This window comes from Pedobacter panaciterrae, assembly GCF_013204795.1.
In the GTDB taxonomy this organism is placed as follows: Bacteria; Bacteroidota; Bacteroidia; order Sphingobacteriales; family Sphingobacteriaceae; genus Pedobacter; species Pedobacter panaciterrae.
The window spans coordinates 1,021,824-1,047,477 of sequence record NZ_JABMKW010000020.1; the positions used below are offsets into that span (position 1 = coordinate 1,021,824).

Sequence of the window (25,654 nt, forward strand, 5' to 3'; positions counted from 1 at the left end):
TGCAGTACCATTGTTCATGCAAATTCAAATCAACAAAATACGTTTCGCAATATGCTGTATCTGCAGCCTGTTTATTTCTACAACCACTTCAGCTCAAAACCCGCAACCAACTTATCCAAAATTAGCTGGTTATGTAGGCATTGTTCATCCTATTGTATCCTTCAGTTCCGATGGCACCCATACCAACTTTAAAGACAGTTATATAGTTGGCTTGCCCATAGGCATCAACATTTGGAAAAGCGCTAAAATCGGTTTTTCCAGCGAAATAGTGCCGCTTATAAAGGCCACAAGCGCAAGCAGCAAGGTCAACAATGTGCTGTTTCACCCAGGCATCTTAGTTGCCCTGGGCAATGGATTTACTTTTGCCGGTCGACTCGCTTTTGAAACTTCAGGCCGATATGGCCTTACCCCAGTGTTCAACAAAGTTGTAAAGAAAAACAAAGGCAGCAGTTACTTTGTAGCCATTCCCCTTCCTGCACGTTTTGGTAACGATCAATCTTCGTCTTACGGCGTAGGCTTTCAGTTTGGGATCGCATTTTAACAAGGACATGAAAAACAACGCAACATATAAATTAACCGACCTGGTCGTCTACTTTTTAAAGCTTGGCACCTGGGGTTTCGGCGGACCAGTTGCACTAGTTGGCTACATGCAGCGGGATCTGGTTGAGCAAAAAAAATGGATCTCTGAGGAGGAATACAAAGAAGGTCTTGCACTCGCTCAGCTGGCACCTGGGCCTTTGGCCGCGCAGCTGGGTATCTACATGGGTTTTGTTCATTACGGATTACTGGGCGCAACATTAGCAGGACTTGCTTTCGTAATCCCTTCCTTTACTATGGTGGTTATATTGTGTGTTGCTTATAAGCTCTATAGCGGTTTACCCGGTATGCAAGCCGTATTTTATGGGGTAAGCGCCTCGGTAATTGGAATTATCACGGTTAGCGCTTATAAACTGACCATTAAATCTGTAAGTAAACCAAACCTCGAAGCTGTTAAATCAAATTGGCTGCTTTGGGTATTTTACCTGTCCGGTGTGATCATTACTGTGATCATCAAGAGAGAAGATATTTTATTTTTTATCATCTGCGGTGTGGTTTACATGTTGGTTAAAGCGCCACCGCAATGGATTAAACGACCAGCCTCAGCTTCTTCCCTGATTTTACTGAGCGTTGGTTTCTGGCAATATGAGGGTAAAACACTGCAGCAGATTGGCTGGTTTTTCTTAAAAGCCGGTGCGTTTGTATTTGGCAGCGGACTGGCAATTGTTCCTTTTTTACATAGCGGCGTAGTTCAGGAATTTGGATGGCTTAATGAGCAGGAGTTTTTGGATGCTGTGGCTGTAGCAATGATTAGTCCCGGTCCCGTAGTCATTACAGTTGCCTTTATCGGCTATCTGGCAGCGGGTTTTCCTGGCGCTTGTGTGGCGGCATTGGCTACTTTTTTGCCTTGTTACCTTTTTACCGTTGCCCTGGCTCCTTCTTTTAAAAGGATTGCAAAAAATCCCAGTATAAAGGCTTTTGTTGATGGCATCACGGGTGCTGTAATTGGCGCACTGGTAGGTGCAGTGATCATTATAGCTACACGTGCAATTATAGATATACCAACTGCTACCATTGCTCTATTTTCTGCTCTTGCTTTAATTTACATCAAGCAGATCAAAGAACCCCAGTTAATACTACTTGCGGCAATAATTGGTGTGGCTATAAAAGTCTTGTAAAGCCCCGCAAAAGACCTAAATATGAAATAGGAAGAACACAAACACCGATGCACCCATTTTGTACCTCAGAACTTTAAGCGCATTAGAGATCTGCTTTGAAACATTTTGTTCCGAAATCCCCAGTTGCTCTGCAATTTCCTTATGTGATAAGTTCTCTTCCCTGCTCAGCAGAAAAACTTCCCTCATTTTAGGAGGCACCGTACCGATTTATATAAAAAGGCAGCGAAATTGGTATCCTGTAATATGGTTTCTCGTTTAGTCCATAAGGTTGTAAAAAACTCCTGAATGATATCTTTTGCTTCTTCCTCGTCATTTAATTTCTTAAGTGCATGAATGTACAACAAGCGGTAATACCGCTGATAGATCATGGCATAAGCGGTCTGATCTCCATTCTTTAAAAGTCCGGTTAGCTCCTGATCCGAAAGCGTTCTGTAGTCTGCCATTTGTTAATTATACCTTTACAAATTGTTAACCCTTAGTAACAAAGTTGTGTAATATTTTAATAATCACCACTATACAGAAGCAATATTTTTTCGCACTTCAATCACATATTCTAAAATTCATTTACCTTTACCACGCTATTTATTATGGAAATACTGATTGTAGAAGATGAACCAAGAGTTGCCAGCCTGATTAAAAGAGGGCTAGAAGAGCAGGATTTTAAAGTTACCCTCGCATTTGATGGTGAGATGGGAAAAAAACTAGCCCTATCTAAAACCTACGACCTCATTATCATGGACATCATCCTTCCCAAAATAAACGGACTCGATCTCTGTAAGGAAATAAGAGCTGCCCACCCCCATCTTCCAATAATAATGTTAACCGCTTTAGGCACTACCGACGATAAGGTTGACGGCTTTGATGCCGGTGCCGACGATTATCTGGTAAAACCGTTTGAGCTCCGAGAACTTCATGTACGCATTCGTGCGCTGCTTAAAAGGAACAACAACAGCCTGGCAAAACAAAGCACTTTATTAAAATATGCCGACCTGGAATTAAACAACCAGACAATGACTGTAACAAGATCCGGAACCGAGATTGCGCTTACCCCAAAAGAGCTAAAACTGCTCGAATACATGATGCAAAACGCAGAAAGAGTGTTATCCAGAGCAGAAATAGCCGACAAAGTTTGGAACACTCATTTCGATACAGGCACAAATTTTATTGATGTTTACATCAACTACCTCAGAAAGAAAATAGATCGGGATTATCCCAATAAACTGATACACACCAAACCTGGATTAGGCTTTATATTTAAATCAGAATAACCACGCTGATGAAAATCCGTAATAAACTAAGTCTCCTCTTCACCGCAATAATAGCAACCCTGCTGTTTGTTTTTGCAATGGCAGTATACCTATCCTACAGCCAAAACAGAGAAGACGAGTATTACAAGGAACTGCACAAAATTGCCATTACAAAGGTTAACCTGCTGCTCGATGCCAAAGTAGAGCCATCGGTTCTTCAACTCATCTACAGAAACTCACAAAATGTATTGTTTCAGGAAGAGGTGGCCATATACGATACCTCATTTCACCTTCTTTATCATGATGCTGTTGATATAGACAAGGTAAAAGAAAACTCAAATATGATCCACAAGATCATAGCCGAAAAACAAATACAGTTCTATCAGGGAAAAATGCAGGTAATTGGCCTATTGTACCAGCATAAAAATGGCAATTACGTAATTACCGCAGCAGCAACCGATCAGTATGGTTACGCCAAACTAACAAACCTGAAATACACATTAATTGTAGCCTTTTTCATCAGTATAATCCTCATTTACTTAGCCGGGCAGTACTTAGCCAGCAGGGCGTTAAAACCTGTTTCTGATATGGTAGATGAGGTGGAAGAAATAACGGCTACCAATCTCGATCTTCGCATTAACGAGGGCGGCGGCAAAGATGAAATTGCCGAACTGGCCGTTACTTTTAATGCAATGTTAAACCGATTAGAAAAGTCTTTCGATGCCCAAAAGGAGTTCGTATCCAATATTTCCCATGAACTGCGCACCCCGCTAACAGCAATGCTTGCCGAGCTTCAGCTTACTTTAGGTAAAGAACGCCAAAATGCTGAGTATAAAGAATCAATACAGCATGCAATCAGCGATGCGCAAAAAGTAGTGCGCCTATCCAATAGCCTGCTCGACATGGCTAAGGCAAACTACGACCATACCGAAATTACATTTAAAAAACTACGCCTCGATGAAGTTCTTCTGGATGCCAGAAACGATGTATTGCACACCTACCCCGATTATAAGGTAAACATCATATTCGAAAAAGAAATAGAAAACGACCATTCCATTTCCGTAAAAGGAAACGAATACCTGCTTAAAGTGGCCTTTATGAATCTGATAGAAAATGGCTGTAAATTCTCTGCGCAACACGAATGTACCATTGCCATAACCTACCACATGGATCATACCATATTAAGATTTCAGGACAATGGAACAGGCATCTCTGCCGATACAGTTTCAAGAATATTTGAACCATTTTATCGGGGTCAGAATCAGGAATATGCAGCCGGAAACGGAATTGGACTATCCCTTACAAAAAAGATCATAGACCTCCATCAGGGTACAATAACTGTAATTTCTGAACTGAACCAGGGCAGCGTATTTACCATCGAATTGAAGCATGCCTAAGCAACCATTAAAATTCTAATGGTTTTCTAATAACATTCTAAAACTCCTCTAACCTTCCCTCCCAAGGGCTCTCAATACTTTTGCGGCACATTAGAAATAAGTAGTAATCTTAAACTATTATGCCATGACATTACATGAGATCGCCGTAAAAGACACAAGCCAGTACCTTCAAATCCTGGACAGCAATGAAAACGGACTTCAAGCCTCAAACATCAGCGCCAGACAACGCCAGTTTGGGTTAAATGAGATAGAGCACGAAAAGCCGCCATTATGGTATAAACAGCTCTTTCATGCGTTTTTAAATCCCTTTATTGGAATTTTAATTGTACTTGCTATAATTTCATTAATAATGGATGTAATTCTGGCCGATCCGGGTCAGGAAGAGTATAAAACTGTAATCGTGGTAAGCATTATGGTGATGCTCAGCTCTCTGCTCAGGTTTACACAGGAATACCGCAGCAATAAAGCCGCTAACCAGCTAAAAAGCATGGTTAAAACCACTGCAACAGTTTTAAGACAGCCCAGCGGAAAAACAGAAACAGATATTAAAGATCTGGTTCCGGGAGATATTGTTTTTATAAGCGCCGGAGACATGATCCCCGCTGACTGCAGGATCATACAATCTAAAGACCTGTTTATCAGCCAGTCCATATTAACCGGTGAATCCTTACCTGTAGAAAAAAGCAGCAATCCGCTTAAAACCACGGACAACAGATCAACCCTCGACTTCGAAAATATTTGTTTTATGGGCACCAACGTGGTAAGCGGTACAGCAAAGGCTATTGTTGTAAACACCAGCAACCTAACCTATTTTGGATCTATAGGCAAAGCAATTCTGGGCACACGCACCCAAACCAGTTTCGATAAAGGCGTAAACAAAGTGAGCTGGCTGCTTATCCGTTTTATGTTCATTATGGTTCCGCTGGTATTCTTTATCAACGGTTTAACTAAGGGCGACTGGATGCAAGCGCTTCTGTTCGGGATTTCTGTAGCTGTTGGCCTTACGCCGGAAATGCTTCCAATGATTGTTACTGCCAACCTTGCAAAAGGTGCAATAAACATGAGCAAGCGTAAAGTAATTGTAAAACGACTTAATGCCATACAAAACATAGGCGCTATGGATGTGCTGTGCACCGACAAAACAGGCACCCTTACAATGGACAAAATTATACTGGAGCGTCATCTTAACGTATTTGGAAAGGACGACGACGAGGTGCTAAAATGGGCTTATTTGAACAGCTATCATCAAACCGGATTAAAAAACCTGCTTGATATTGCCATTCTGGAACATGCAGAATTAAAAGATTTCATTAAAACAGATAACTATCAAAAGATTGATGAAATACCTTTCGATTTTAACCGCAGAAGGCTAAGCGTTATACTCGGTACAGATACCGGCAAACACTTACTGATTTGCAAAGGAGCCGTAGAAGAAATGCTGGACCTGTGCAGCCATGCCTTTGACCCTGGCGAAGACAAGCAGCTTCACATAGAGAACGATGCCATTGTTCCAATGGATCAAAAAATGAGACAGGCTATAATAGACACCTCCAGAAAGTTAAACGAAGAGGGATTAAGGGTGTTACTGGTTGCCATTAAAGAATACGAACCACGCCCGCTCAACTACGCCGTTGCCGATGAATGTAATATGGTTTTAACCGGTTTTATAGGCTTCCTGGATCCGGCAAAACCATCGGCCAAGCCATCAATAGCAGCGCTTCAAAAACTAGGTGTAAACATTAGAGTACTAACAGGCGATAATGAAATTGTAACCAAAAAAATATGCCGCGACGTGGGTATACCGATAAACAGTATCCTGCTGGGCAATCAGATCGAAATCATGAGCGATGAGGAAATCATCAATCAAATTGATGACATCAGCATTATGGCCAAGCTTAGTCCAATGCAAAAATCACGCATTGTAAAATTACTACAGTTTAAAGGCCATACCGTAGGTTTTATGGGCGATGGGATTAACGACGCGCCTGCTCTTCGCAATGCGGATGTTGGAATATCTGTTGATACAGCAGTAGATATTGCTAAAGAAAGTGCCGATATCATTTTATTGAAGAAAGATCTGATGGTTTTAAGACAAGGCGTAATTTATGGTCGCCGCACTTTTGGCAACATCATTAAATATATAAAAATGACTGCCAGCAGCAATTTCGGCAATATGTTTAGCGTATTGGGTGCCAGTGCATTGCTCCCTTTCCTACCCATGCTACCTATCCATCTGCTGGTACAAAACCTGCTATATGATGTTTCTCAGATTTCTATTCCGTGGGACAGTATGGACAAAGAATTTATTGAAAAACCTCAAAAATGGAGTGCCAGGGGGATTAGCAAATTCATGATTTTTATAGGCCCTATTAGTTCGATTTTTGATTATGCAACCTTCGCGGTTATGTATTATGTTTTTTCAGCAAACACCATTGAAAAGCAAACGCTGTTTCAAAGCGGCTGGTTTATAGAAGGATTGTTATCGCAAACACTGATTGTTCACATGATCAGGACAAGAAAAATACCTTTTATACAAAGCTGGGCAACGGCTCCGGTAACAGCACTTACATCATTGGTAATGGTTATTGGCATATGCATTCCATTTTCGCCACTTGCCGAAAGTTTAAAAATGCAGGCACTGCCATTAGTTTATTTCCCATGGCTTATTGGAATACTGATAAGTTATTGTCTGCTTACCCAATTGGTAAAAGTTTGGTTCATTAAAAAATTCAATCAGTGGCTATAATTCGAAAAGAGATGAAAACAAAAAACAAATTAAATTACACACTCGGTTGCATCATAAGTGTAAGTTTATACGCTTGTAAATCTTTAGAAACCAATGGTGGTTTAACAACAAATATTATTTCTGTTCCTTGTAAAATCAGGCCTTCGGTTAAAGGTGTTCCGGAGCAGTTAAATACAAATTTTAGTGCGGCCTTGTACCTTGGCAGTAGAAAAGAAGACGCAAAGAATGGGTTTAGTTACGGTGCTTTCAGCGGTCTTAGTGCCATAACTGTAAATCCTCATGTTATGGAAGATAAGATTGATTACGAATATGATGGGCTTGCCTTAAGTAATGGCATTGCCGGAATATACGACAATAAGAAAATCAATATAGGCCTTGCCTTGGGCATCGACATGCTAACTGATAAAAACAGGGCAAACTGGATATATCAAGGCAAGCCCTGGATAGGGATCCTGTTTGGGATTACACTAAATTAATTCCTAACGCATTTATGTACACACCGGGAGCAATTGCTTAACAATTGCTCAGGATCATCTTCGGGGTTCGTTCGGTTGCAACCGAATCAACCCCGAAGATGATGCGACGTAACTGCGAACCAATCACGAGAGCAATAGCTAAGCAGGTGCTCAGCTATTAGTTCAATTTATCAAGGGGTTTTCTGTTTTTAACGGCTGAAGCTTTGTATTTGCTCGGAGAAAGTCCTGTTAATGACTTAAACTGTGCCGACAAGTGGGCGCTGCTGCTATATCCCATTTTAAAGGATATTTCATTCAGGTTCAATTCGCCGTACTCTAACAGTTCTTTTACTTTTTCTACTTTTTGCTGGATGATGTATTTCTCGATGGTTAATCCCTCTGATTCTGAAAACAATCTACTCAGGTAATTATAGTCTTTATTTAATTTATCGGCTACCAGATGCATCAGACTTTGATTAATCTCGCCCAGATCTGAATAGTGAACTAAATTGATTACTTCGTTCTTAATCTGCTCTACCAACTGGTTTTTTTCCTTTTCAATAAGTTCAAAACCTAAAGCCTGAAATTCGAAAGCAATATCTTTCAATTGTTCCTGATTGGGATCCGGAGCAACTTCTACTTTACCTAAGGTTATTTGTTTAACCGAAAAACCAAGGTTCTGCAACCGCTCATTCACGATCATAATACAGCGGTCGCAAACCATATTTTTTACATATAAAGTCATATCTAATCAACTAGTATCATACTTCTTCGGCTTTGTAACCGGCTTTTTCTAAGGTACCAATTATTTCTGTTGCTTTAAGCTCATCCTCGGCCTCCACTTTTAAAATTTTATCCGGGTTTTCAAGATCTACTTCCCAGTTTTCTATGGTATTTAAGCCGTTTAAATGAGGCGTTACGGTTGCAATACAACCTGTGCATTTAATATTTGTTTTGAATTTTAAAGTTTGCATTTTTTTTGAGTTTAATTGTTGTTATTATGTTATGTTTTGAATTGTTGTTGTTGTTGTAATGGTACTATGCCAGTCATTCGGCTAACACACTCGTCGTCATCCCGAGGAACCGAGGGATCTCTTGGTTAGGCTAGTTTGCTTCAAGGCTACTTCAAGAGATCTCTCCTATCGTCGAGATGACGATCGAGCTACATGACGAGCGCATCCATTACAACTTCGCAAATTTCAATCTTAAGCTATTACTTACTACCGATATAGAACTTAACGCCATAGCCGCACCGGCAATCATTGGGTTCAATAAAAACCCATTAACCGGGTACAATACCCCTGCAGCAATTGGAATTCCTATCAGGTTGTAAATAAACGCCCAGAACAAGTTTTGTTTAATAGTTCTAACAGTTTTCTTAGACAATTTTAACGCCTTTGGCACCTGCAAAAGATCTGAAGATATCAGCGTGATCTTTGCCACATCTATGGCAATATCAGAACCCCTGCCCATTGCGATCGACACGTTTGATTGTGCCAATGCCTGGCTGTCGTTTATACCATCGCCTATCATGGCAACCACCTTGCCTTCAGCCTGTAGTTTTTTAACAAACTCAGCCTTATCAGATGGCAATACTTCTGCTACAAAGTTTTCTATACCAGCTGCAGCAGCCACCGCAGCAGCAGTTTCCTTATTATCACCGGTAAGCATATAAACCTCAATGCCCTGCTTAATAAGTTTTGAAACCGCCTCTTTTGAGCCTTGTTTTATCTGATCAGCAATTGATACTACTGCCAGCACCTGCGTTTCATTGGCAAAATAAATTACCGTTTGGGCCTGATCTTGTAATACTTTAGCCTGATCTTTCAATTCACTGGATATTACCTGATTATGATCAGTTAATATTTTATGGCTTCCGGCCCAGTACTTCTTACCGCTGTAAACTGCGGATACCCCTTTCCCGGTTAAACTATCGAAATCTGTAATGCCTGCAGGTTTTACACCATCCTTTTTAAGGTGATTAAAAATTGCTTCGGCCAATGGGTGTTCCGAGCTTTGTTCCATAGCAGCAAACACCTGTTTTAACACATCTGCATTTTCTGGTAAAGTACTGGCCCAGTGTATAGAAGTAACTTCTGGTTTACCCTCTGTAATGGTTCCGGTTTTATCTAAAACAATGGCGTTTACTTTGTAGCCAAGCTCAAGCGCTTCGGCATCTTTAATTAAAATACCGCTCTCTGCACCTTTGCCTATTCCAACCATAATTGCTGTTGGTGTTGCCAGTCCTAACGCACAAGGACAAGCAATCACCAATACAGTAACCATAGCCAGTAACCCTTGCGTAAAGGCATGTTCGCCGCCAAATAACAGCCACACACCCAGCGTAATTATAGCAATCAGCATCACTATAGGTACAAATATCCCGGCTACCTTATCAACCAGTTTCTGAACCGGTGCTTTAGAGCCCTGGGCTTCCTGTACCAGCTGAATAATATGTGCCAGCATGGTTTCGCTGCCCACTTTTTCGGCTATAAAGCGGAAACTTCCCTTTTGATTAATGGTACCTGCAAAAACGTTATCGTCCTTTTGTTTAGAAACCGCGACAGGTTCACCGGTAATCATGCTTTCATCTACAAATGAATTTCCTTCGTAAATCTTGCCATCCACCGGGATTTTTTCTCCTGACCTGACCAGTAGTTTATCGCCCGCTTTTACATCCGCAACCTCTATTTCTTTTTCTCCCTCATCCGTAATCAGCATCACCGTTTTTGGCTGTAACCCAATCAGTTTCTTAATGGCAGATGAAGTATTGGATTTAGCACGTTCTTCGAGTAGTTTACCAAGCATGATAAACACAATAACTACCGCAGCAGCTTCGTAATAAACATGTGGATGCAAGCCTCTTTGGTGCCAAAATTCAGGATAAAAGGTATTAAACACACTGAAAATAAAGGCGATACCGGTACTTAATGCCACCAGCGTATCCATATTTGCCCTGCTGTGTTTTGCTTGTTTAAAGGCGTTTATAAAGAAGTTTTTACCGAAGTAAAAAACTACCGGGGCAGATAATACCAGCATAATGTAATTGGCATAAGGCATATCCATAAAAAGCATGCCTATTACTACTACAGGTATGGTTAATATTCCTGCGGCAATTATTCTCTTTTTTAACGCTTTATAATTGTCGGCCTGTACTTGCTCTTGTTTTTCGTTTCCTTTCTCAGTATCCAGAATTAAGTCGTAGCCTATGGATTGAACAACCTTTTGCATTCCCTCTGGTTGGATCACCCCTGCATCATAGGTTACTTTTACCTTTTGGGTAGCATAATTTACTTCAGCTTGTTTTACACCGGTTTGTGCGCCTATCATAGATTCTACACTTACCGCACAACTGGCACAAGTCATCCCCAGGACGGGAAAAGAAGTGGTTTCTATATTTTCTTGTAATGCCATAATCTTTTTATTATTTACAATACAAAGGTACCATGGCAGGGGCTCGAAGGGGTTACATAATATGGTAATTAGTTTATATAATTCTGCACCACACAAAAAGCAGCCTTAAACTACATTAATGTCAATCGAATTTCGTGTTTCATAATTAATAAAGAGTTTTATGTTTAATAAACCGTTTTAAACTTGCCAAATGTTACAGACAAAATTAAAAGCCCAAAGCCAATACCTACTAACGAACCTTTTAATAAATCAGACAATCCTACGTAACGAGAAATGATTTGTGTAATAGCAATTACAAACAATCCAATTGACAATAGAATTAGTGCATTTCTTCTTGATATTCTTTTCATTTTGCTTCCTTTATCTATTTAAAATTACCATTTTATTAAACTAATTTAGCTTTCACCATCATCGCTGCTTTCGTATAACCTCCTTCTGATCCATCTACAAAATGAACATGTCCATCCACCAGATCCCGCACATAACAAGACATGATCGCATCATTACTAATGTGAACACCATATATAATCTCTCCTTCTTTTTCCAATATATCCAGTGCACGGAGCAGTTTCAATCTTTGTGTATCATTCCCAGAAATTACGGTATTTATTTTTCCATCAATCACCAACGTATCGGACATTTCTACCAGACGGTTCAGATAATCCTTGCCATGTGCTGTAAGAAAATAGATGAAGCCATAAAAATTGATCAGCCAGGTACGGATCAGTTCAAAAAACCTGATCTCTCCCATCCTTGCACGCATTTCTCGATTTAGGCGGTTAAATGTAGTATTGAGTTTAAGTTTGGCAACTGAAATTGGCTGCCGCTTCCGTGGTTCCCCATAAATATCATCTAACAATGCAACCACTTTACTAAACACCAGTGATTGCGTCCTGTTTTTGCCAGAGACAACCAAAAGTGTGACCACCTCACTACTATTTTCAGGAGGCCCGATCTTATCCCATCGGCATTGCATCCCGCTAAGATCCAGAACCTCAGTAACATCCCCCTGTTGGGCAAACAAATAGTCTTCAGCCTTGATCAGTCGTTCGGCATAACTTAATCCAGTTCCCAGAACTACAGGAATGGAAAAAGATCTTGCAATGTTGAACTTACTGATCCTAAGTTCATTCCCTTTGCTATAAATTTGCTGTACGGGCAAGGTACCCACCCGGAGTTCAAGCCCAAAGTTAAGCAGAACATTTTCTTTATAAAGCAGTAGCAAATCCATCAACACATCTAATACCGATGGAGGAACTATAAAGGTCGCGCCATCCCCGCCAAAAAAGAACGGAACCGTTATCCCTCTTTTAAATACGAAATTCAGCACTGCCACAATGCTACCGGTAGCCAGTAGATTAACAGTTTCATGCTGTCCCTGAATTACAGCTTTAGTAGATCCCTTAATGTCAGTAATGATCACATGCCAATCCTGGGGCACCTGATAAAACAAGTCCTCATTTCTTATCAATTCAGCCAGAGGCAGTTTATATTCTGGCAATTGATTATAAAATAAATCACTGGTTACCTGCATAATAAAAAAACCAGAAGGGTTGATTTGAAATTACAACAAATCCACGACAAAACAACACACCAACAAAAACGTAAAAATATAGTACCCTCTGAGACATCTATGTGAATTAACCCGGTATTGTGTTTTGGTTTTGGATAAGATTTAAAAAACCGTTTTTCTAATTTTGAAAAGATAAACCAGAAGAGTTAAGTCATACACAATAGTTATTAATAGATATGACCACCTGCTTGGCAGTATTGAAGAGTTTCAGGAACTAGCTTCCGTCTTCATTAAAAGGTTCTTCTCCATATAGCATGTGGTCGCAAGCAATGATGATCTTATCCAGATTAGCTCGGAGTGCGATGGATTGTTTTTTAACACCGAGAAGCCCTTCCTGGAGGGTTTCAAAGTTTTGTTGTTCTATCAGATCGGGGTTAGTTTGTTCGCACATTGATTTTAGTAAAAAAAAGGTTAAATGCTGAATTAACGGGTTTTTGTAGTTTGTTTTCTATTTGAGCATCTGAATTATGATTTCCGGTACCATTATATACGGTTGTTTAAGCGAATTGGTTTTAAGGCCGAATTTTTCTTAATGGACAGGCGGATTTACTCTAAAGCTGCCCTTAAGTGTCCATTTTTTCAGTAAGATATTTCCAATATCTTTTTGGGACATGCTGCACATGTAATTTTGTGTTTTTTCTGGCCGCGATATTGGTGCTTTTAAAATAATCTTTCCATAATGTGGCATAGAGATTTTCTTTGATGGCATGCAGTTCCCCGGTTGTTTTTTGCAAGTTCTTTTCTTCTTCTGGAGTGAGGTTCACTTCTTCAGCTTTTTCCAGGTTATAATATAATCCATAATGTCTTTTCAAGTCGTAAATGATCCACTGCTGATCTGCATAACGGTTCTTAAAATGGTTCATGATCAAAGGGAGCACATTGAAGTCCGGGTCTATAACGCAGTAAAAAATTCCATCAGCAGAATGTTGAAATCGTATGAAAGCTTCCATCCTGTGTTTCTCTCTTTCAACCTTCCTGGCTGTTTGTGCTACCGCCAAGACATGGGCATTACCATAATTGCCCTCTGATCCGGCTGGGTTTGAAAATATATAACAAGTAAACTCAAATAGACTGCTGTAAGCCTGAGCTGATTCTGAGAGGAAGGTGCAGTAGAATCTTCTCATCCAACCTCTGTCTAATTTCTTTTTTAATCCTGTCCATACCCTATCAGCCTTTTTCCGATCCTTATATACATGGAATTCCGTGGTGAAGGCATCCGGTTGGTAGTATTTTTCCAATTGCAGCATAATCTTTCCTGGTTTTCTTTCAAACCATTCAAAAACTGCACACAGCAAACTTTCTAAACTGCCATCGATCACGTATATCATTAAAGTTGCAGGATTAAAATAAAATCAATTGTTGAACATCATTCTTTAAATATTTACTCTGGCTCTCCGCTAATATAAATGACTTGATCTGCGTACCCTGGTAATCTTTAAGCTGATAGGGAGTATCTGCGCATTTGATAAAATGTTTTGCCCTGTTATAGGCAACCCCTATTTTCTTAAGCTGGTCGATCCGTAACTTTCCGAATTTTCTGGCTTGTACAATTTTTTTTGCTGAGCTCACTCCAATTCCAGGGATGCGCAGAATCATTTTATAAGCGGCCACATTGATATCTATTGGGAAAAACTGAAGGTTTCTAAGCGCCCAGCTAAGTTTTGGGTCTATATCCACATCCAGGTGTGGGTTGGCATCGTTCAGGAGTTCGTTAACGTTAAAACCATAAAAGCGCATGAGCCAGTCAGTTTGATATAATCTGTTCTCACGAATTAGCGGAGGCTGAGTGCCAATAAGCGGCAGACGATTGTCATGGCTAATCGGAATATAACCTGAATAATAAACCCTTTTCAGAGAGAAGTTTTTATAAAATGCATCTGCGGTATGCATAATGTCTTTATCTGTTTCAGGTGTTGCACCGATTACCATTTGGGTGCTTTGCCCCGCAGGTACAAATTTAGGAGTACTTTTAATCAGCTTTTTTTCGTCGTTGAATTGTACGATTTGATTTTGTACAAATCCAAGTGGGCGCTTTACGTCTTCATGGCTCTTTTCCGGGGCAAGTAATTTTAGTCCCTTTTCTGTAGGCATCTCCAGATTGATGCTCATTCTGTCTGCATAAAGACCAGCCTCCCTGATTAATTCTTCGCTTGCACCGGGAATCGTTTTCAAATGAATATATCCATTGAAGCGTTCTTCCAGTCTTAATTTTTTAACGACTTTGAGTAAGCGCTCCATCGTAAAATCGGCGTTTTTAAAAATTCCAGAGCTTAAAAAAAGTCCTTCAATAAAGTTTCGTCTGTAAAAATTGATGGTTAGGGATACAACTTCTTCTACAGTAAAAGCTGCGCGTTCAATGTCGTTACTTTTTCTTGAAACACAGAAAGCACAATCATAAATGCAATGGTTGGTCAGGAGAATTTTTAAAAGAGAAACACAGCGTCCATCCTCTGTATAGGTATGACAAATTCCAGAAGCATGGCTATCACCAAGTCCTTTATTGTCGTTTTTTCTCGTTCCCCCGCTTGATGAGCATGATACATCATATTTTGCTGCATCAGCCAGTATATTTAACTTTTCTCTAATCCGCTCAGACATCTTTCTAAATTTTACTAACAAAAGTAGTCATATTTGCTAATAACATTAGCAACATCAATAAGGTTTAAAATATTTTGCTTAAATCATTCCGATTATTCATATAATTCAGGAGTATGATTATTTTACCTTTAACATATAGCCAAGGCCATAAACATTCTCGATAGAGATTTCTTTGGATGCTCTAAATAACCTTCTGAGCCTGGAGATGAAGACTTCGAGGCTTTTTCCGTTAAAATAATCATCATTTCCCCACAGCGCCAACAGAATATCCTTTTTCTTTACCAGCTGGTTGAGATTACCTAAAAGATAATCCAATAATTCTGATTCTCTTAAAGTGAGTGATACCTCGTTGTTATCTGGCAGCAAAACATACAACTGCTTTTTATTGTATTTGATGTCGGCAATACCGATAAATTCCGGTTGGTCACCGGATCTGTCAGAAGAATTGTTGGATAACTTATCGATGATATTCCCAATTCTCAGTACGAGCTCTTCAATTTCAAAGGGTTTGGCAATATAATCTATTGCCCCTATTTTGAGCCCCCTGAGGCGGTTATCTTTCTCGTTATGGGCTGTTAAAAAGAAAAAGGGTTGGTTTTTATTGATTTTCATGATCTCGGTAGCTAAATCAAATCCGTTTAGATCTGGCAGTTGAACGTCAATGATGATCAATTTATTGGTCAATTGGTTAGCCGCATAATAAGTTAATGCCTCATTAGCAGTTTTAAACCATTGCACACTAAAGCCCCTTAACTTAAGATATTCAGAAACAACATTTCCTAAATCTATTTCATCTTCTATTATAACAATATCGTAAATCATATATAGACCATAAATTCTGTGCCCTCACCTATTTTTGTTTTCACGTCCATTCTCCAACCATGAATATCCAGACATTCTTTTACGTAATATAATCCAAGCCCAAGCCCGGGAATGGTACTGTCCTGGTTTGACCGGAAGAACTTATCGAATATTTTCTCTTTAACATCATCTTCAATTCCGGTTCCATTGTCGGCAACATGGAGCACATAATTTCCCTGCTGTTCATCAATAAATACTTCGACATGCTTATGGGCACTATGGTTATATTTAAAAGCATTATCAAACATATTATTCAGCATAGTTGTGAACACAAAAGAATCGATCCGAACCAGTATTTCAGCGCTATATGGATCAAATGTAATGCGATCTGATGGACTAAGCTTTACCTTATAATCATTTATCAATACCATAACCGAATAGTTCAGATCTGTTTCTACCAGATTTGCCTTCTTTTTGAGCACTGATAGCTCCAACATCTGATTGATATGCGATTCCAGCCGGCGGGCCTGCCGTTCTACAATGTGAACAAGTGCTTTTACACGCGGCCTGTCGTTCAGCACAACATCATCATCGAGGCTTTTACTTGCCACCAGGATTGTAGTAATCGGTGTGTTGAATTCATGCTTAATGCTGTTCAGAAAATCGGACTTTATTTCGGCCTCTTTTTTCTGCCTCATCCAGTTGATGTAAGTATAATAATTTATGCCAACAGTTATGAGAATACATATTGCCACCAATGAAAATGTAGGAAGCATCTGATAGGCAACCCTTAACATGCGGTAAGGGTGATCAGCAAAAAGGCTAAACGTAACCCTGTAATCGTATTTTAGCTTGTCGCTTACAGAAAGATTGGTTACCCTGTTTTGAGGTGTGGGGTTGGCGAGCTCACCATCAATAATAGCCCCATAGTTTGCTTTATTCTTTTCTTTAAAAAATGCTTTTTTACTGTCAAAGATGAAAATATCTCCTATACGGTTGTCAAAGTTTATTTCTATTGATTGAAACGTTAGTAAATAACGCATGTTGGTATCCAGGGAGTTCCCAATAACGATCGACTTGAAAACACTGTCCATGTTACTCTTCATCCTTAAAACATTGAAAAGTGTATCACTTACCCGCATGGCCAATTGATCAAAGGTTTTCTTATCTTTAAGATAAGCCGCACGTAGGTTGGGCATATTCCGGCTTAGAATAGAATCAATGATTTTTCCACCACCGGGATACACTTTGTCGGCAGGTATGCTCCTCCCGTATTCGTCATTAAGCAGCGTTTTTTCCTTTAAGTTGAAGTCTCTGTCGCGTAAAGTGTATGTATTGTAAATTAACCTTGCCTGCACAACTATGAGGATCAAAAAGCTGACTAACACTATGCTCTTATATAGGCGACTTGTCATTTTTCAATAATTCAATTTGCTTTAAAAGTAGGGTAAGTTTTTTTATTTTTCTTACTGTTAAGCTTTTGTTAGGCTTCTGTTAGGTTTCCATTCGACAAGTTTATTCTTTATTCACTATAAATTTGCACTGACCAATTTCAAAACAGAAAAAATGACTATTAAAAGAATTTTAGTTTTATTGTTACTGATTTCAGGACTTTCTCCTTTAAAATCAGTACATGCGCAGCAAAAAGCGCCGAATAAATCGCTCCCTGCACTTCAACAGGATTTTGTAGACCTCGGATTTGGCATGTTCATCCACTATGGGATGCCTACTTTTATGAACCAGGACTGGTCGGATCCTGATGCAGCCCTTTCCCTGTTCAAATCACCTAAGTTTGATGCCGATCAGTGGGCTAAAGCAGCAAAATCGGCAAACATGACCTATGGATGCTTAACAACCAAACACCATAGCGGTTTCCCTATCTGGAATACCAAAACTACGCCTTATAATGTGATGCATACGCCATTTGGACGTGATGTGGTAAAGGAATATGCCAATGCTTTCCGTAAAAATGGCTTAAAAGTAATGCTTTACTATTCCATTCTGGATACCCACCATGGCATCCGCCCCAATCAGATCACTGCTGAACACATTCAAATGATCAAAGATCAGATCACCGAATTGCTTACCAATTATGGTGAAATAACGGCTCTGGTTATTGATGGATGGGATGCGCCATGGTCAAGAATCTCGTATGATGATGTACCATTTGAGGACATCTATCACCTGATCAAATCACTACAACCCAATTGTCTGGTAATGGATCTTAACGCGGCAAAATACCCGGCAGAAGCACTTTTTTATACCGACATCAAATCGTATGAGCAGGGCGCAGGGCAATTCATTTCTAAAGAGCACAATAAGCTGCCGGCTTTGGCATGTCTTCCATTGCAGGAAAACTGGTTTTGGAAAACATCTTTCCCGGGTACACCGGTTAAAAATGTAGACGAGCTTGTAAATAAATTTATTATACCGTATAACAATGCTTACTGTAACTTCATCCTTAATGTAGCCCCAAATGCAGATGGCTTGATTGATGAAAATGCCGCGCAGGCTTTAAAAGAGATAGGCAAGCTTTATAAAAAACCTGAAAAGCTTCCGCAGGTACCGGAGCATGCTGCACCGATCATATCAAGTAACCTTGCTAAACATGTTAAAAGCAACAGCAGCTGGAGTGATGACATGAATATTATGGATTTTGCCAATGATGATAATTTTGGAAGTGCCTGGGTTTCAAATTCCGAAGTAAAATCGCCATGGTATGAGCTCAATTTTGAAAAGGCCAAACCTGTAAATATGCTGGTGATTACTCAGGGAAGGAATACAAAAAGTGCCTATACCATACAATACTTTGCCAGTGGAAAATGGCAGCCGCTTAAAACCGAAAAAGTAGACCAAAACAGCAAAATTCAGATTTTCCGCTTCGACAGACTTTGGGCAGAGAAAATAAAATTAGCTATCCAATCTCCTGATGGCCCACCATCTATTGCCGAAGTTGGTGTTTATAATGAAAGGAGATAAAAGCCGCTAAGGTTCCCAAATATTACTTTATAAAAAGTTTCTTTATGATAAATTCAGTTTACTGACGTTACTAGTATAGTATTACTGAATTATTATGAAGAGACTTTTTGCTATTATATCACTGTTATCTATTATCAGCTCCCACCAATTATTTGCCCAGACCGGTTTCGAACAACTCATAAACGCAGGACCTGCCGATGCCACAAAACTTGTTGATGCTTATTCCAAGTCTCTTTTTAAGGGATTTGGATTGGGTATGAACAGTGGGTGGACAAACAGTGCCCAGACCCTCGGACTGTCCCATTTTGAGTTGCGTGTTACCGGAACTGGTGTAATAGTACCTGCCTCTGGCAAATCATTTGACGTTACCCGGATCGGTTTGTCGAGCAACCTGCGTCCAGCGAACCCCAATGACGTCATTTCACCCTCCTTTAGTGGCAGCACCAGAGCTAATGGGCCTTTGATGGATGTTTATGATGAGAATAACAACAAACTGGTTTCTTTTGAATTACCCAGTGGGATGCTGGAGAATTATGTACCTACACCACAGATCCAGTTAACTGTAGGCCTGCCCGCCAATACAGATGTTACTATTCGGGCTGCGCCAAGGTTTACAATTGGCCGGAAAATAGGTTCGGTTTCTCTGATTGGTTTTGGAATTAAACATAATTTTATGCGTGATTTATCTAAGGATGCGCCTTTTGATCTCGCCTTGGCCTTCAGTTACAATAACCTGAAATATAAGAAATCACTCAACCTGCAACCACTTGAAAATTCGGTGCCGCAAGACAGCGAACAGTCTACAGACTTTTCCGGACAAGAGATTTTTGGGAACTTTAACAACTATCTATTCCAGGCATTGATATCCAAACAGTTTTCAGTGTTCACCCCCTACCTGTCTTTAGGCTACAACGTGTCGAGCGCCGATATGGGACTGAGCGGAAACTACCCGATAATAAGCGGTTATAATGGTGACCAGGTTACTTATAAAACATTTTCTAATCCCGTAAGGATTGAGAGAACCTACCTAAAAGATTTTCGTGTTGATGCGGGTTTTCAGGTTAAACTTCCTATAGTCAGGTTTTATGCTTCTTATGGTGTTTCTGGAAATTACGGTATTGCCAATGCGGGCATCGGTATCGGCCTTTAATATCTTTTATTTATATAATTTGGAATTGGCATGACGAAAAGCCGGTTATCAAATAACTACTTTTGTGGTATGACGCAAAAAAGATATCTGTTCTTAATTTTAATACTTGGTTCACTCACCGCTCTCGGCCCCTTTTCTATCGATATGTATTTGCCGGGTTTTAAAGCAATAGCCAAAGACCTGAATACCACCGATGCGAAGGTAGCCTGGTCGTTATCAAGCTATTTTATAGGTATCTCTGCTGGTCAGTTACTTTATGGACCATTGTTAGATCGTTTTGGTCGTAAGAAACCCCTATTTATTGGTTTACTGGTATATATTCTGGCAGCTGCCGGATGTGCGCTGGTTAAAGATATTGACTCGTTTATTGTATTGAGGTTTGTTCAGGCAATTGGAAGCTGTGCGGCTACTGTTGCATCGGTTGCCATGGTTCGCGATTTGTTTCCTGTTAGTGAAAATGCCAAGGTATTTGCCTTATTGATGCTTGTGCTTAGCGTTTCGCCTATGATTGCTCCTACCGTAGGTGGCTATGTTACGGTGGCTTTTGGCTGGCATACAGTGTTTTTGATTTTACTGGGCTTAGGCTTGTTTAATTTGATAGCCAGCTGGCTCTGGTTGCCCGAAAGTTATAAGCCGGACACCACCATGTCATTAAAGCCTAAACCCATAATAAACAACTTTATAGCGGTGTTACGTGAACCTACATTTTACACGTATGCGTTTACCGGAGCTATGGCATTTGCTGGTTTGTTTGTATACATTACCAGCTCTCCTATTCTTTTTATGTCGCTATTTAAAGTGAAAGAAGAGACTTATGGATGGATCTTTGCCTTTCTTTCTGTAGGGTTTATTGGCGCAAGTCAGGTAAATACATTGATGCTAAGGAAATATAAAAGCGAGCAATTGATTTTTGCCGCTTTAATTGGGCAGGTTATTACGGTAATTGTATTTTTAATTGGCAGTATTAATGGCTGGTTCGGGCTTGCCGAAACTATTGGTTTTCTGTTTGTTTTCTTATGCTGTTTAGGAGTTGCCAACCCGAATGCTTTGGCGCTTTCGCTTGCTCCTTTTTCAAAAAATGCAGGTAGTGCATCTGCGTTGATGGGCGCGCTTCAAATGGGATTAGGAGCATTGGCATCGGCATGTATTGGCTTTTTTGAGCAGACATCGGCTGTGCCGATGGTTTTGATTATGACAGTGACCTCTGTTATTGCGCTTACTGTACTTTTTTTTGGAAGAAAGAATATTGTGGCAGCGCCAGCGGGTAATTAGTTTTTTTTCTCGACGATCGCCTTATAGCGACCGCTAAATATTTCTCCTCCCCTGCGTAGGGGTATAAGTAAATCATGTTGTCTTACTCTAAAACAAGACAACAATGAACATCAAATCTTTTATAACAGCATCAGTATTATTAGCTACCGGTCTAGTTGCAAATGCGCAAAATCAAATGCCAGGCAAAATGCATATTGGTATTGTGTATCCTTTAAGTACTAACGGAACACATGCCCCTTTAGATACCAATAACCTTTCTTTTAACTTACTTGGGGGAGTATCTGCAGCTGAACGTGGTTTGGCCTTTGCAGGGCTTTCGAATGTGGTATTACATGATGCCAAAGGGTTCCTGTTTGCAGGATTTTCTAATCATGTAATCAAAAATGCAGACGGCGGACAATTTGCTGGTTTCCTTAACACTTATGGCGGTGGCGATGGTTTTGCTTTTGCAGGCTTTACCAACATATCATCAGGGAATGTAAAGGGTGCTCAATTTGCTGGTTTCGCCAACATTGCTAAAGAAATGAATGGTGCCCAGTTTGCAGGCTTCGGCAATGTGGCCAAAGGGGGAACAGCATCTCAGTTTGCAGGTTTCATCAATATAGCAAAAGATGTGAAAGGTTCTCAAATGGCTGGCTTCATGAATGTAGCCAAAGATGTAAAAGGATCTCAAATTGCAGGCTTTATAAATATTGCCAAAAAGGTTAAAGGCGCCCAGATAGCCGGTTTTATAAACATCGCAGAGAGCAGTGATTTCCCGATAGGTATTGTAAACATTATAAAAAACGGGGAGAAAAGTATTGGGGTAAGCACCAACGACAACCTGACCACCATGCTAACCTTCAGATCGGGAGGCAGAGTACTTTATGGTATTCTGGGAGTTGGATACAACTTTAAAAACGACAAAGAAGTATATGCAGCTGAGGCCGGTATGGGAGCTCATTTTTTCCAGTCAAACAGCTTCAGGTTAAATACTGAATTAACGGCGATGAGTTTAGAGAGCTTTAAACATGGAGAATATTTTAGTTCGTCGATTCGCGTATTACCTGCTTTGAAGATCGCTAAATTTCTGGAGATCTATGGCGGTCCGTCTCTTAACTACGTAAACACCAATACCATTGAGGGTAAAGATTTAAACAAGCACTACATATCTAAATGGGGTAACAAAGGAAACGACTTCCAGGGACTATATGTAGGCTATACCGGAGGTATTCAGGTAATCTTTTAACCTAATGCAACCTTTAATTGAAATTAACAATCATCGTTTATAACACACAAAAAACCAAACTACTATGAGAAACCTATTATTGTACGTTTACATCAGTCTGCTTTTTATCTCCTGTTCAAAAGACAGACTAACAGCCAGCGGTGATAAGATCACAGAGGAACGTAACCCAGGAAACTTTACCGGTATAAATGCAAGTGGCTCCAACCCTGTCCATGTGGTTTATGGCGCCGATTTTAAGGTGGTATTAAAAGGATCTGACAACCTGATCCCTCACTTTAAAACCAAGGTTATGAGCAGCGTATTGTATCTGGAATATGAGCGCACAAGTGTACAACATGACGATATTGAGGTATTTATTACCATGCCTTTGATAGACCGTGTTTCGTTAAGCGGTAGCGGGGAGGTTGAAATAAAAGGTCAGTTTCCTGATGTTGATACATTTAGGGCTTCTCTTAGCGGATCCGGAGAAATTGAGGTTGACGAGACCTTTAATGCCAGACAGGCAAAAGTAGATATTTCAGGTTCTGGCAATGCAGATCTGGAGAAGCTAAATGCTAAAAATGCCGACATAGACATATCTGGAAGTGGTGATGTGAAAATCAAAGTACAGGATCTGTTAAAGGCTGCAATAAGCGGCAGCGGTAAAGTATACTACTGGGGTAGTCCACAGGTTAATTCCGATATCAGCGGTTCTGGAAAAGTAATTAAATTTTAAAAACTACGGTCATGGCTTCACTTCAATCAATTTGGCAAAACTTCATCTCTACATTCGGAGCAGCAAGAATTCCGATTAATGACATCCATCAGCTAGAGAAAATTGCCCCCGACTTACTGATATATGCATTGCCGTTGGTGTTCTTTTGCACGGCTTTGGAATGTGGATTTTCTCACTTTGCTGAACATAAAAGCTATGAGAAGAAAGAAACCATAGGTTCACTTTTCATTGGCCTTGGAAATTTAGCTGTTAACCTTTTAATGAAAGCAATATTGCTTTACGGTGCAGTGTGGATTTACAATGTTTTGCCATGGCGCATGCATTTGAGCTGGTGGAGCCTGATTCCGTGTTTTATCATTTATGACTGCTGCAGTTACTGGTCGCACCGCATATCTCATTTCAACAGGTTCTTTTGGGCAACACATGTAGTGCACCACTCGGCCGAGCATTACAATTTAACGGTGGCTTTCAGACAAAGCTGGGTGCAGCATTTTAAAACTGTATTTTTTATACCGGTGGCTTTAATGGGTTTTAACCCGGTTATATTCTTTGTTGCCAGTCAGTTGAGCACGTTATATCAGTTTTGGGTACATACCGAAGCCATTGGAAAATTGCATCCTTTTATTGAAAAGTACTTTGGTACGCCATCTAACCACAGGGTGCATCACGGCAGTCAGGAGAAATACCTGGATAAGAACTTTGGTGCTACGTTTATGATCTGGGACCATTTGTTTGGCACTTTTCAATATGAAGAAGAAAAGCCCGTGTATGGCCTTACTACGCCTGTAGGCAATAAAACGAATCCTTTTATTTTGAACTTTCATGAATACAGGGACATGATAAAGGATGTGAAGCAGAGCGATGGGATTAAAGAAATGCTTTTCTTCATTTTTGCCAGTCCGGGTAAGATTTACAGACACAAACTTGCCAATATTGAGCAGGCCGATAAAGCTCCGGTTTTAGATAAAGCAACTTACCTTAAGAACAAGGGAATAAAGGTTTTAAAGTTTGCAGGTATGCTGCTGGTGATCATTTTATTGCTTAGTGAGTCGTTAGATGTTTTAAGCCAGCCTTTAAAGAAAGCGGTTGAAGCTGAAACCTCGGCCCTGCCTACTCCTATTGGAGAAAACCTGTTGTTTTTTCTGCAGAGAAACCCTGATGCCAATACGGTAATTTATGAGCTTAACTTTAAAAGTGAAGGGGTTTTGGATCGTGAAAACCCAGTTAAAGGATCGTGGATCAGGTATGCAGAGCAAGGCAAATACAAAGAGCTGACCGGTATTGAGCGCAGGTTTGCCTATGGGGTAAAATGTAAAGCTTTGGAGAATGGGGAATTTGAGATCAGGTTGGTTGCGTATAAAAAGCTGCCATTGTATCTTAAAAGGTCTGAAATTGATAATAAGTATAAGATTTATATAAAGGATGAGGGCAAGGATTTATTGTTGAAACGGGTTTTTGTTAGGGTAAATGGTGGTTCGTTCTGGTTCCCAAAGGTAGAGTACATTGATTTGATAACAGTGAATAGCGCGTCAGGGATTGAGTTTTTAAAGCGGATTGAGATTTAGGGGCGTGCGGGCACGCCTGGGTAATCAGCCACGTCATCCTGAATTTATTTCAGGATCTCTCACTAGAAAGGCGTAATAGCGCTTCCGAGATCCTGAAATAAATTCAGGATGACGATCGCCGACGAGGAAGGATGACGACCATGTGGGACAACGCTTAAAAAAAACTAATATATTTGAACAGACCAGCAATAAATTAAAGTAGTAAGAAACAAACCAGTGATAAATCAAAAAACCGCCCTTCTGCATCAATATGATGATAAAGCATTTGAGCAAATGTTCAAAGCGCATTATAAAGAGCTTCACTCCTATGCCAATGTAATGCTTAGGGACGAAGACACTGCGGAAGAAATTGTACAATCTATGTTTCTTAAATTCTGGGAAAAGAGAGAATTGTTAAACGTGCAGACATCAATAAAAGCATATCTGTACAAATGTGTTTATAACGATAGCTTAAACTACCTTAAACACCAAAAAGTTAAAACGAAATACCAGGATTTTGCCGCATATACCATGAACGATCATCATGAAGCTGCATCATCAAGAGTAGAGCTTACTGAACTTCAATATAAGCTGCAGGAGGCGTTAAATGAATTACCTGAGCATTGCAGAACCATTTTCCAGATGAGCAGGTTTGAGGAATTGAAATACAGAGAAATAGCCGAGCAACTGGATCTTTCTATTAAAACAGTAGAAAACCAGATGGGCAAAGCTTTAAAGATATTGCGTTTGAAACTGGCCGATTTCATCACGCTCATTTTACCAGGCATAATCATGTATTACAAAGATTTTTTTAATTAAG

At 40.0% G+C, this 25,654-nt stretch carries 25 protein-coding genes; 13 read left to right on the plus strand and 12 right to left on the minus strand.

Going from position 1 to position 25,654, the window contains the following annotated elements; translation table 11 throughout:
- The first annotated feature begins 16 nt into the window (after positions 1-16).
- On the plus strand, positions 17-541 hold the full coding sequence (locus tag HQN86_RS23265; RefSeq protein ID WP_216854492.1) for a hypothetical protein: 525 nt from the start codon (positions 17-19) through the stop codon (positions 539-541).
- A gap of 7 nt (positions 542-548) precedes the next feature.
- Positions 549-1,715 carry a chromate transporter gene (locus tag HQN86_RS23270; RefSeq protein ID WP_172663256.1) on the plus strand — a complete coding sequence of 389 codons (1,167 nt, stop codon included), beginning with the start codon at positions 549-551 and terminating at the stop codon, positions 1,713-1,715.
- Positions 1,716-1,730: 15 nt separating this feature from the next.
- On the opposite strand, the gene HQN86_RS27095 is transcribed toward HQN86_RS23270, so the two are convergent.
- Positions 1,731-1,901, minus strand: a complete 171-nt coding sequence (locus HQN86_RS27095; RefSeq protein ID WP_317171734.1) for a sigma factor-like helix-turn-helix DNA-binding protein — start codon at positions 1,899-1,901, stop codon at positions 1,731-1,733.
- Positions 1,898-2,158: an RNA polymerase sigma factor gene (locus HQN86_RS27100; protein ID WP_317171735.1), complete on the minus strand. Its 261-nt coding sequence runs from the start codon at positions 2,156-2,158 to the stop codon at positions 1,898-1,900. The genes HQN86_RS27095 and HQN86_RS27100 overlap by 4 nt, the downstream gene beginning before the upstream one ends.
- Before the next feature lie 144 nt (positions 2,159-2,302).
- On the opposite strand from HQN86_RS27100, the gene HQN86_RS23280 reads away from it, so the two are divergent.
- The 4 genes from HQN86_RS23280 to HQN86_RS23295 all read left to right on the plus strand — a co-directional run bounded on the left by HQN86_RS23280 (position 2,303) and on the right by HQN86_RS23295 (position 7,581).
- Entirely contained in the window at positions 2,303-2,983 is a 681-nt protein-coding gene (locus HQN86_RS23280; RefSeq protein WP_172663257.1) for a response regulator transcription factor, read from the plus strand.
- Positions 2,984-2,991: 8 nt separating this feature from the next.
- The gene (locus tag HQN86_RS23285; protein WP_172663258.1) at positions 2,992-4,359 is read left to right on the plus strand and encodes a sensor histidine kinase; all 1,368 of its coding nucleotides are present in this window, start codon (positions 2,992-2,994) and stop codon (positions 4,357-4,359) included.
- Between the two features lie 124 nt (positions 4,360-4,483).
- Positions 4,484-7,105 (plus strand): magnesium-translocating P-type ATPase, encoded by a 2,622-nt coding sequence (gene mgtA / locus HQN86_RS23290; protein ID WP_172663259.1) that lies wholly within the window; start codon positions 4,484-4,486, stop codon positions 7,103-7,105.
- An 11-nt stretch (positions 7,106-7,116) separates the two neighbouring features.
- Positions 7,117-7,581 carry a hypothetical protein gene (locus tag HQN86_RS23295; RefSeq protein ID WP_172663260.1) on the plus strand — a complete coding sequence of 155 codons (465 nt, stop codon included), beginning with the start codon at positions 7,117-7,119 and terminating at the stop codon, positions 7,579-7,581.
- 157 nt (positions 7,582-7,738) lie between these two features.
- Here the strand turns inward: HQN86_RS23295 and HQN86_RS23300 are convergent, their stop codons facing one another.
- The 10 genes from HQN86_RS23300 to HQN86_RS23345 all read right to left on the minus strand — a co-directional run bounded on the left by HQN86_RS23300 (position 7,739) and on the right by HQN86_RS23345 (position 17,361).
- Positions 7,739-8,305, minus strand: a complete 567-nt coding sequence (locus HQN86_RS23300; protein WP_172663261.1) for a helix-turn-helix domain-containing protein — start codon at positions 8,303-8,305, stop codon at positions 7,739-7,741.
- A 16-nt stretch (positions 8,306-8,321) separates the two neighbouring features.
- Positions 8,322-8,534 carry a heavy-metal-associated domain-containing protein gene (locus HQN86_RS23305; RefSeq protein ID WP_172663262.1) on the minus strand — a complete coding sequence of 71 codons (213 nt, stop codon included), beginning with the start codon at positions 8,532-8,534 and terminating at the stop codon, positions 8,322-8,324.
- A 208-nt stretch (positions 8,535-8,742) separates the two neighbouring features.
- On the minus strand, positions 8,743-10,974 hold the full coding sequence (locus tag HQN86_RS23310) for a heavy metal translocating P-type ATPase (RefSeq protein WP_172663263.1): 2,232 nt from the start codon (positions 10,972-10,974) through the stop codon (positions 8,743-8,745).
- 164 nt (positions 10,975-11,138) lie between these two features.
- The gene (locus HQN86_RS23315; protein WP_172663264.1) at positions 11,139-11,324 is read right to left on the minus strand and encodes a hypothetical protein; all 186 of its coding nucleotides are present in this window, start codon (positions 11,322-11,324) and stop codon (positions 11,139-11,141) included.
- Between the two features lie 35 nt (positions 11,325-11,359).
- On the minus strand, positions 11,360-12,508 hold the full coding sequence (locus HQN86_RS23320; RefSeq protein ID WP_172663265.1) for a DUF3095 family protein: 1,149 nt from the start codon (positions 12,506-12,508) through the stop codon (positions 11,360-11,362).
- A gap of 253 nt (positions 12,509-12,761) precedes the next feature.
- A complete protein-coding gene (locus HQN86_RS23325; protein ID WP_172663266.1) occupies positions 12,762-12,938 on the minus strand; it encodes a hypothetical protein in 177 nt (58 codons plus the stop codon).
- Positions 12,939-13,110: 172 nt separating this feature from the next.
- The gene (locus HQN86_RS23330) at positions 13,111-13,875 is read right to left on the minus strand and encodes a TIGR03915 family putative DNA repair protein (protein WP_172663267.1); all 765 of its coding nucleotides are present in this window, start codon (positions 13,873-13,875) and stop codon (positions 13,111-13,113) included.
- Between the two features lie 13 nt (positions 13,876-13,888).
- Positions 13,889-15,145: a putative DNA modification/repair radical SAM protein gene (locus HQN86_RS23335; protein WP_172663268.1), complete on the minus strand. Its 1,257-nt coding sequence runs from the start codon at positions 15,143-15,145 to the stop codon at positions 13,889-13,891.
- 117 nt (positions 15,146-15,262) lie between these two features.
- Complete coding sequence (locus HQN86_RS23340; RefSeq protein ID WP_172663269.1) at positions 15,263-15,967, minus strand: response regulator transcription factor; 705 nt, start codon at positions 15,965-15,967, stop codon at positions 15,263-15,265.
- On the minus strand, positions 15,964-17,361 hold the full coding sequence (locus HQN86_RS23345; RefSeq protein ID WP_172663270.1) for a sensor histidine kinase: 1,398 nt from the start codon (positions 17,359-17,361) through the stop codon (positions 15,964-15,966). The genes HQN86_RS23340 and HQN86_RS23345 overlap by 4 nt, the downstream gene beginning before the upstream one ends.
- Positions 17,362-17,512: 151 nt before the next feature.
- Here HQN86_RS23345 and HQN86_RS23350 point away from each other — a divergent pair, with 151 nt between their 5' ends.
- The 7 genes from HQN86_RS23350 to HQN86_RS23380 all read left to right on the plus strand — a co-directional run bounded on the left by HQN86_RS23350 (position 17,513) and on the right by HQN86_RS23380 (position 25,653).
- Positions 17,513-18,925 carry an alpha-L-fucosidase gene (locus tag HQN86_RS23350; RefSeq protein WP_172663271.1) on the plus strand — a complete coding sequence of 471 codons (1,413 nt, stop codon included), beginning with the start codon at positions 17,513-17,515 and terminating at the stop codon, positions 18,923-18,925.
- 94 nt (positions 18,926-19,019) lie between these two features.
- A complete protein-coding gene (locus HQN86_RS23355; RefSeq protein ID WP_172663272.1) occupies positions 19,020-20,075 on the plus strand; it encodes a DUF6588 family protein in 1,056 nt (351 codons plus the stop codon).
- Between the two features lie 69 nt (positions 20,076-20,144).
- Complete coding sequence (locus HQN86_RS23360) at positions 20,145-21,347, plus strand: multidrug effflux MFS transporter (protein WP_172663273.1); 1,203 nt, start codon at positions 20,145-20,147, stop codon at positions 21,345-21,347.
- A 103-nt stretch (positions 21,348-21,450) separates the two neighbouring features.
- Positions 21,451-22,575: a hypothetical protein gene (locus tag HQN86_RS23365; RefSeq protein WP_172663274.1), complete on the plus strand. Its 1,125-nt coding sequence runs from the start codon at positions 21,451-21,453 to the stop codon at positions 22,573-22,575.
- 64 nt (positions 22,576-22,639) lie between these two features.
- Positions 22,640-23,290, plus strand: coding sequence for a head GIN domain-containing protein (locus HQN86_RS23370; protein WP_172663275.1), 651 nt, complete (start codon positions 22,640-22,642; stop codon positions 23,288-23,290).
- An 11-nt stretch (positions 23,291-23,301) separates the two neighbouring features.
- Positions 23,302-24,855, plus strand: a complete 1,554-nt coding sequence (locus HQN86_RS23375) for a DUF4833 domain-containing protein (protein ID WP_172663276.1) — start codon at positions 23,302-23,304, stop codon at positions 24,853-24,855.
- A 216-nt stretch (positions 24,856-25,071) separates the two neighbouring features.
- Positions 25,072-25,653 (plus strand): RNA polymerase sigma-70 factor, encoded by a 582-nt coding sequence (locus tag HQN86_RS23380; protein ID WP_288884351.1) that lies wholly within the window; start codon positions 25,072-25,074, stop codon positions 25,651-25,653.
- Position 25,654 lies beyond the last annotated feature (1 nt).

Excerpts from the sequence above, each read along its gene's own strand:
- HQN86_RS23320 (WP_172663265.1), bottom strand. The coding sequence starts at position 12,508 with ATGCAGGTAACCAGTGATTTATTTTATAATCAATTGCCAGAATATAAA.
- HQN86_RS23310 (WP_172663263.1), bottom strand. The coding sequence starts at position 10,974 with ATGGCATTACAAGAAAATATAGAAACCACTTCTTTTCCCGTCCTGGGG.
- HQN86_RS23375 (WP_172663276.1), top strand. The coding sequence starts at position 23,302 with ATGGCTTCACTTCAATCAATTTGGCAAAACTTCATCTCTACATTCGGA.
- HQN86_RS23295 (WP_172663260.1), top strand. The coding sequence starts at position 7,117 with ATGAAAACAAAAAACAAATTAAATTACACACTCGGTTGCATCATAAGT.
- HQN86_RS23285 (WP_172663258.1), top strand. The coding sequence starts at position 2,992 with ATGAAAATCCGTAATAAACTAAGTCTCCTCTTCACCGCAATAATAGCA.
- HQN86_RS23305 (WP_172663262.1), bottom strand. The coding sequence starts at position 8,534 with ATGCAAACTTTAAAATTCAAAACAAATATTAAATGCACAGGTTGTATT.
- HQN86_RS23370 (WP_172663275.1), top strand. The coding sequence starts at position 22,640 with ATGAGAAACCTATTATTGTACGTTTACATCAGTCTGCTTTTTATCTCC.
- HQN86_RS23365 (WP_172663274.1), top strand. The coding sequence starts at position 21,451 with ATGAACATCAAATCTTTTATAACAGCATCAGTATTATTAGCTACCGGT.
- HQN86_RS23360 (WP_172663273.1), top strand. The coding sequence starts at position 20,145 with ATGACGCAAAAAAGATATCTGTTCTTAATTTTAATACTTGGTTCACTC.
- HQN86_RS23270 (WP_172663256.1), top strand. The coding sequence starts at position 549 with ATGAAAAACAACGCAACATATAAATTAACCGACCTGGTCGTCTACTTT.
- HQN86_RS23300 (WP_172663261.1), bottom strand. The coding sequence starts at position 8,305 with ATGACTTTATATGTAAAAAATATGGTTTGCGACCGCTGTATTATGATC.
- HQN86_RS23325 (WP_172663266.1), bottom strand. The coding sequence starts at position 12,938 with ATGTGCGAACAAACTAACCCCGATCTGATAGAACAACAAAACTTTGAA.
- HQN86_RS27100 (WP_317171735.1), bottom strand. The coding sequence starts at position 2,158 with ATGGCAGACTACAGAACGCTTTCGGATCAGGAGCTAACCGGACTTTTA.
- HQN86_RS23340 (WP_172663269.1), bottom strand. The coding sequence starts at position 15,967 with ATGATTTACGATATTGTTATAATAGAAGATGAAATAGATTTAGGAAAT.
- HQN86_RS23350 (WP_172663271.1), top strand. The coding sequence starts at position 17,513 with ATGACTATTAAAAGAATTTTAGTTTTATTGTTACTGATTTCAGGACTT.
- HQN86_RS23345 (WP_172663270.1), bottom strand. The coding sequence starts at position 17,361 with ATGACAAGTCGCCTATATAAGAGCATAGTGTTAGTCAGCTTTTTGATC.
- HQN86_RS23355 (WP_172663272.1), top strand. The coding sequence starts at position 19,020 with ATGAAGAGACTTTTTGCTATTATATCACTGTTATCTATTATCAGCTCC.
- mgtA (WP_172663259.1), top strand. The coding sequence starts at position 4,484 with ATGACATTACATGAGATCGCCGTAAAAGACACAAGCCAGTACCTTCAA.
- HQN86_RS23280 (WP_172663257.1), top strand. The coding sequence starts at position 2,303 with ATGGAAATACTGATTGTAGAAGATGAACCAAGAGTTGCCAGCCTGATT.
- HQN86_RS23315 (WP_172663264.1), bottom strand. The coding sequence starts at position 11,324 with ATGAAAAGAATATCAAGAAGAAATGCACTAATTCTATTGTCAATTGGA.
- HQN86_RS23335 (WP_172663268.1), bottom strand. The coding sequence starts at position 15,145 with ATGTCTGAGCGGATTAGAGAAAAGTTAAATATACTGGCTGATGCAGCA.
- HQN86_RS23330 (WP_172663267.1), bottom strand. The coding sequence starts at position 13,875 with ATGATATACGTGATCGATGGCAGTTTAGAAAGTTTGCTGTGTGCAGTT.
- HQN86_RS27095 (WP_317171734.1), bottom strand. The coding sequence starts at position 1,901 with ATGAGGGAAGTTTTTCTGCTGAGCAGGGAAGAGAACTTATCACATAAG.
- HQN86_RS23265 (WP_216854492.1), top strand. The coding sequence starts at position 17 with ATGCAAATTCAAATCAACAAAATACGTTTCGCAATATGCTGTATCTGC.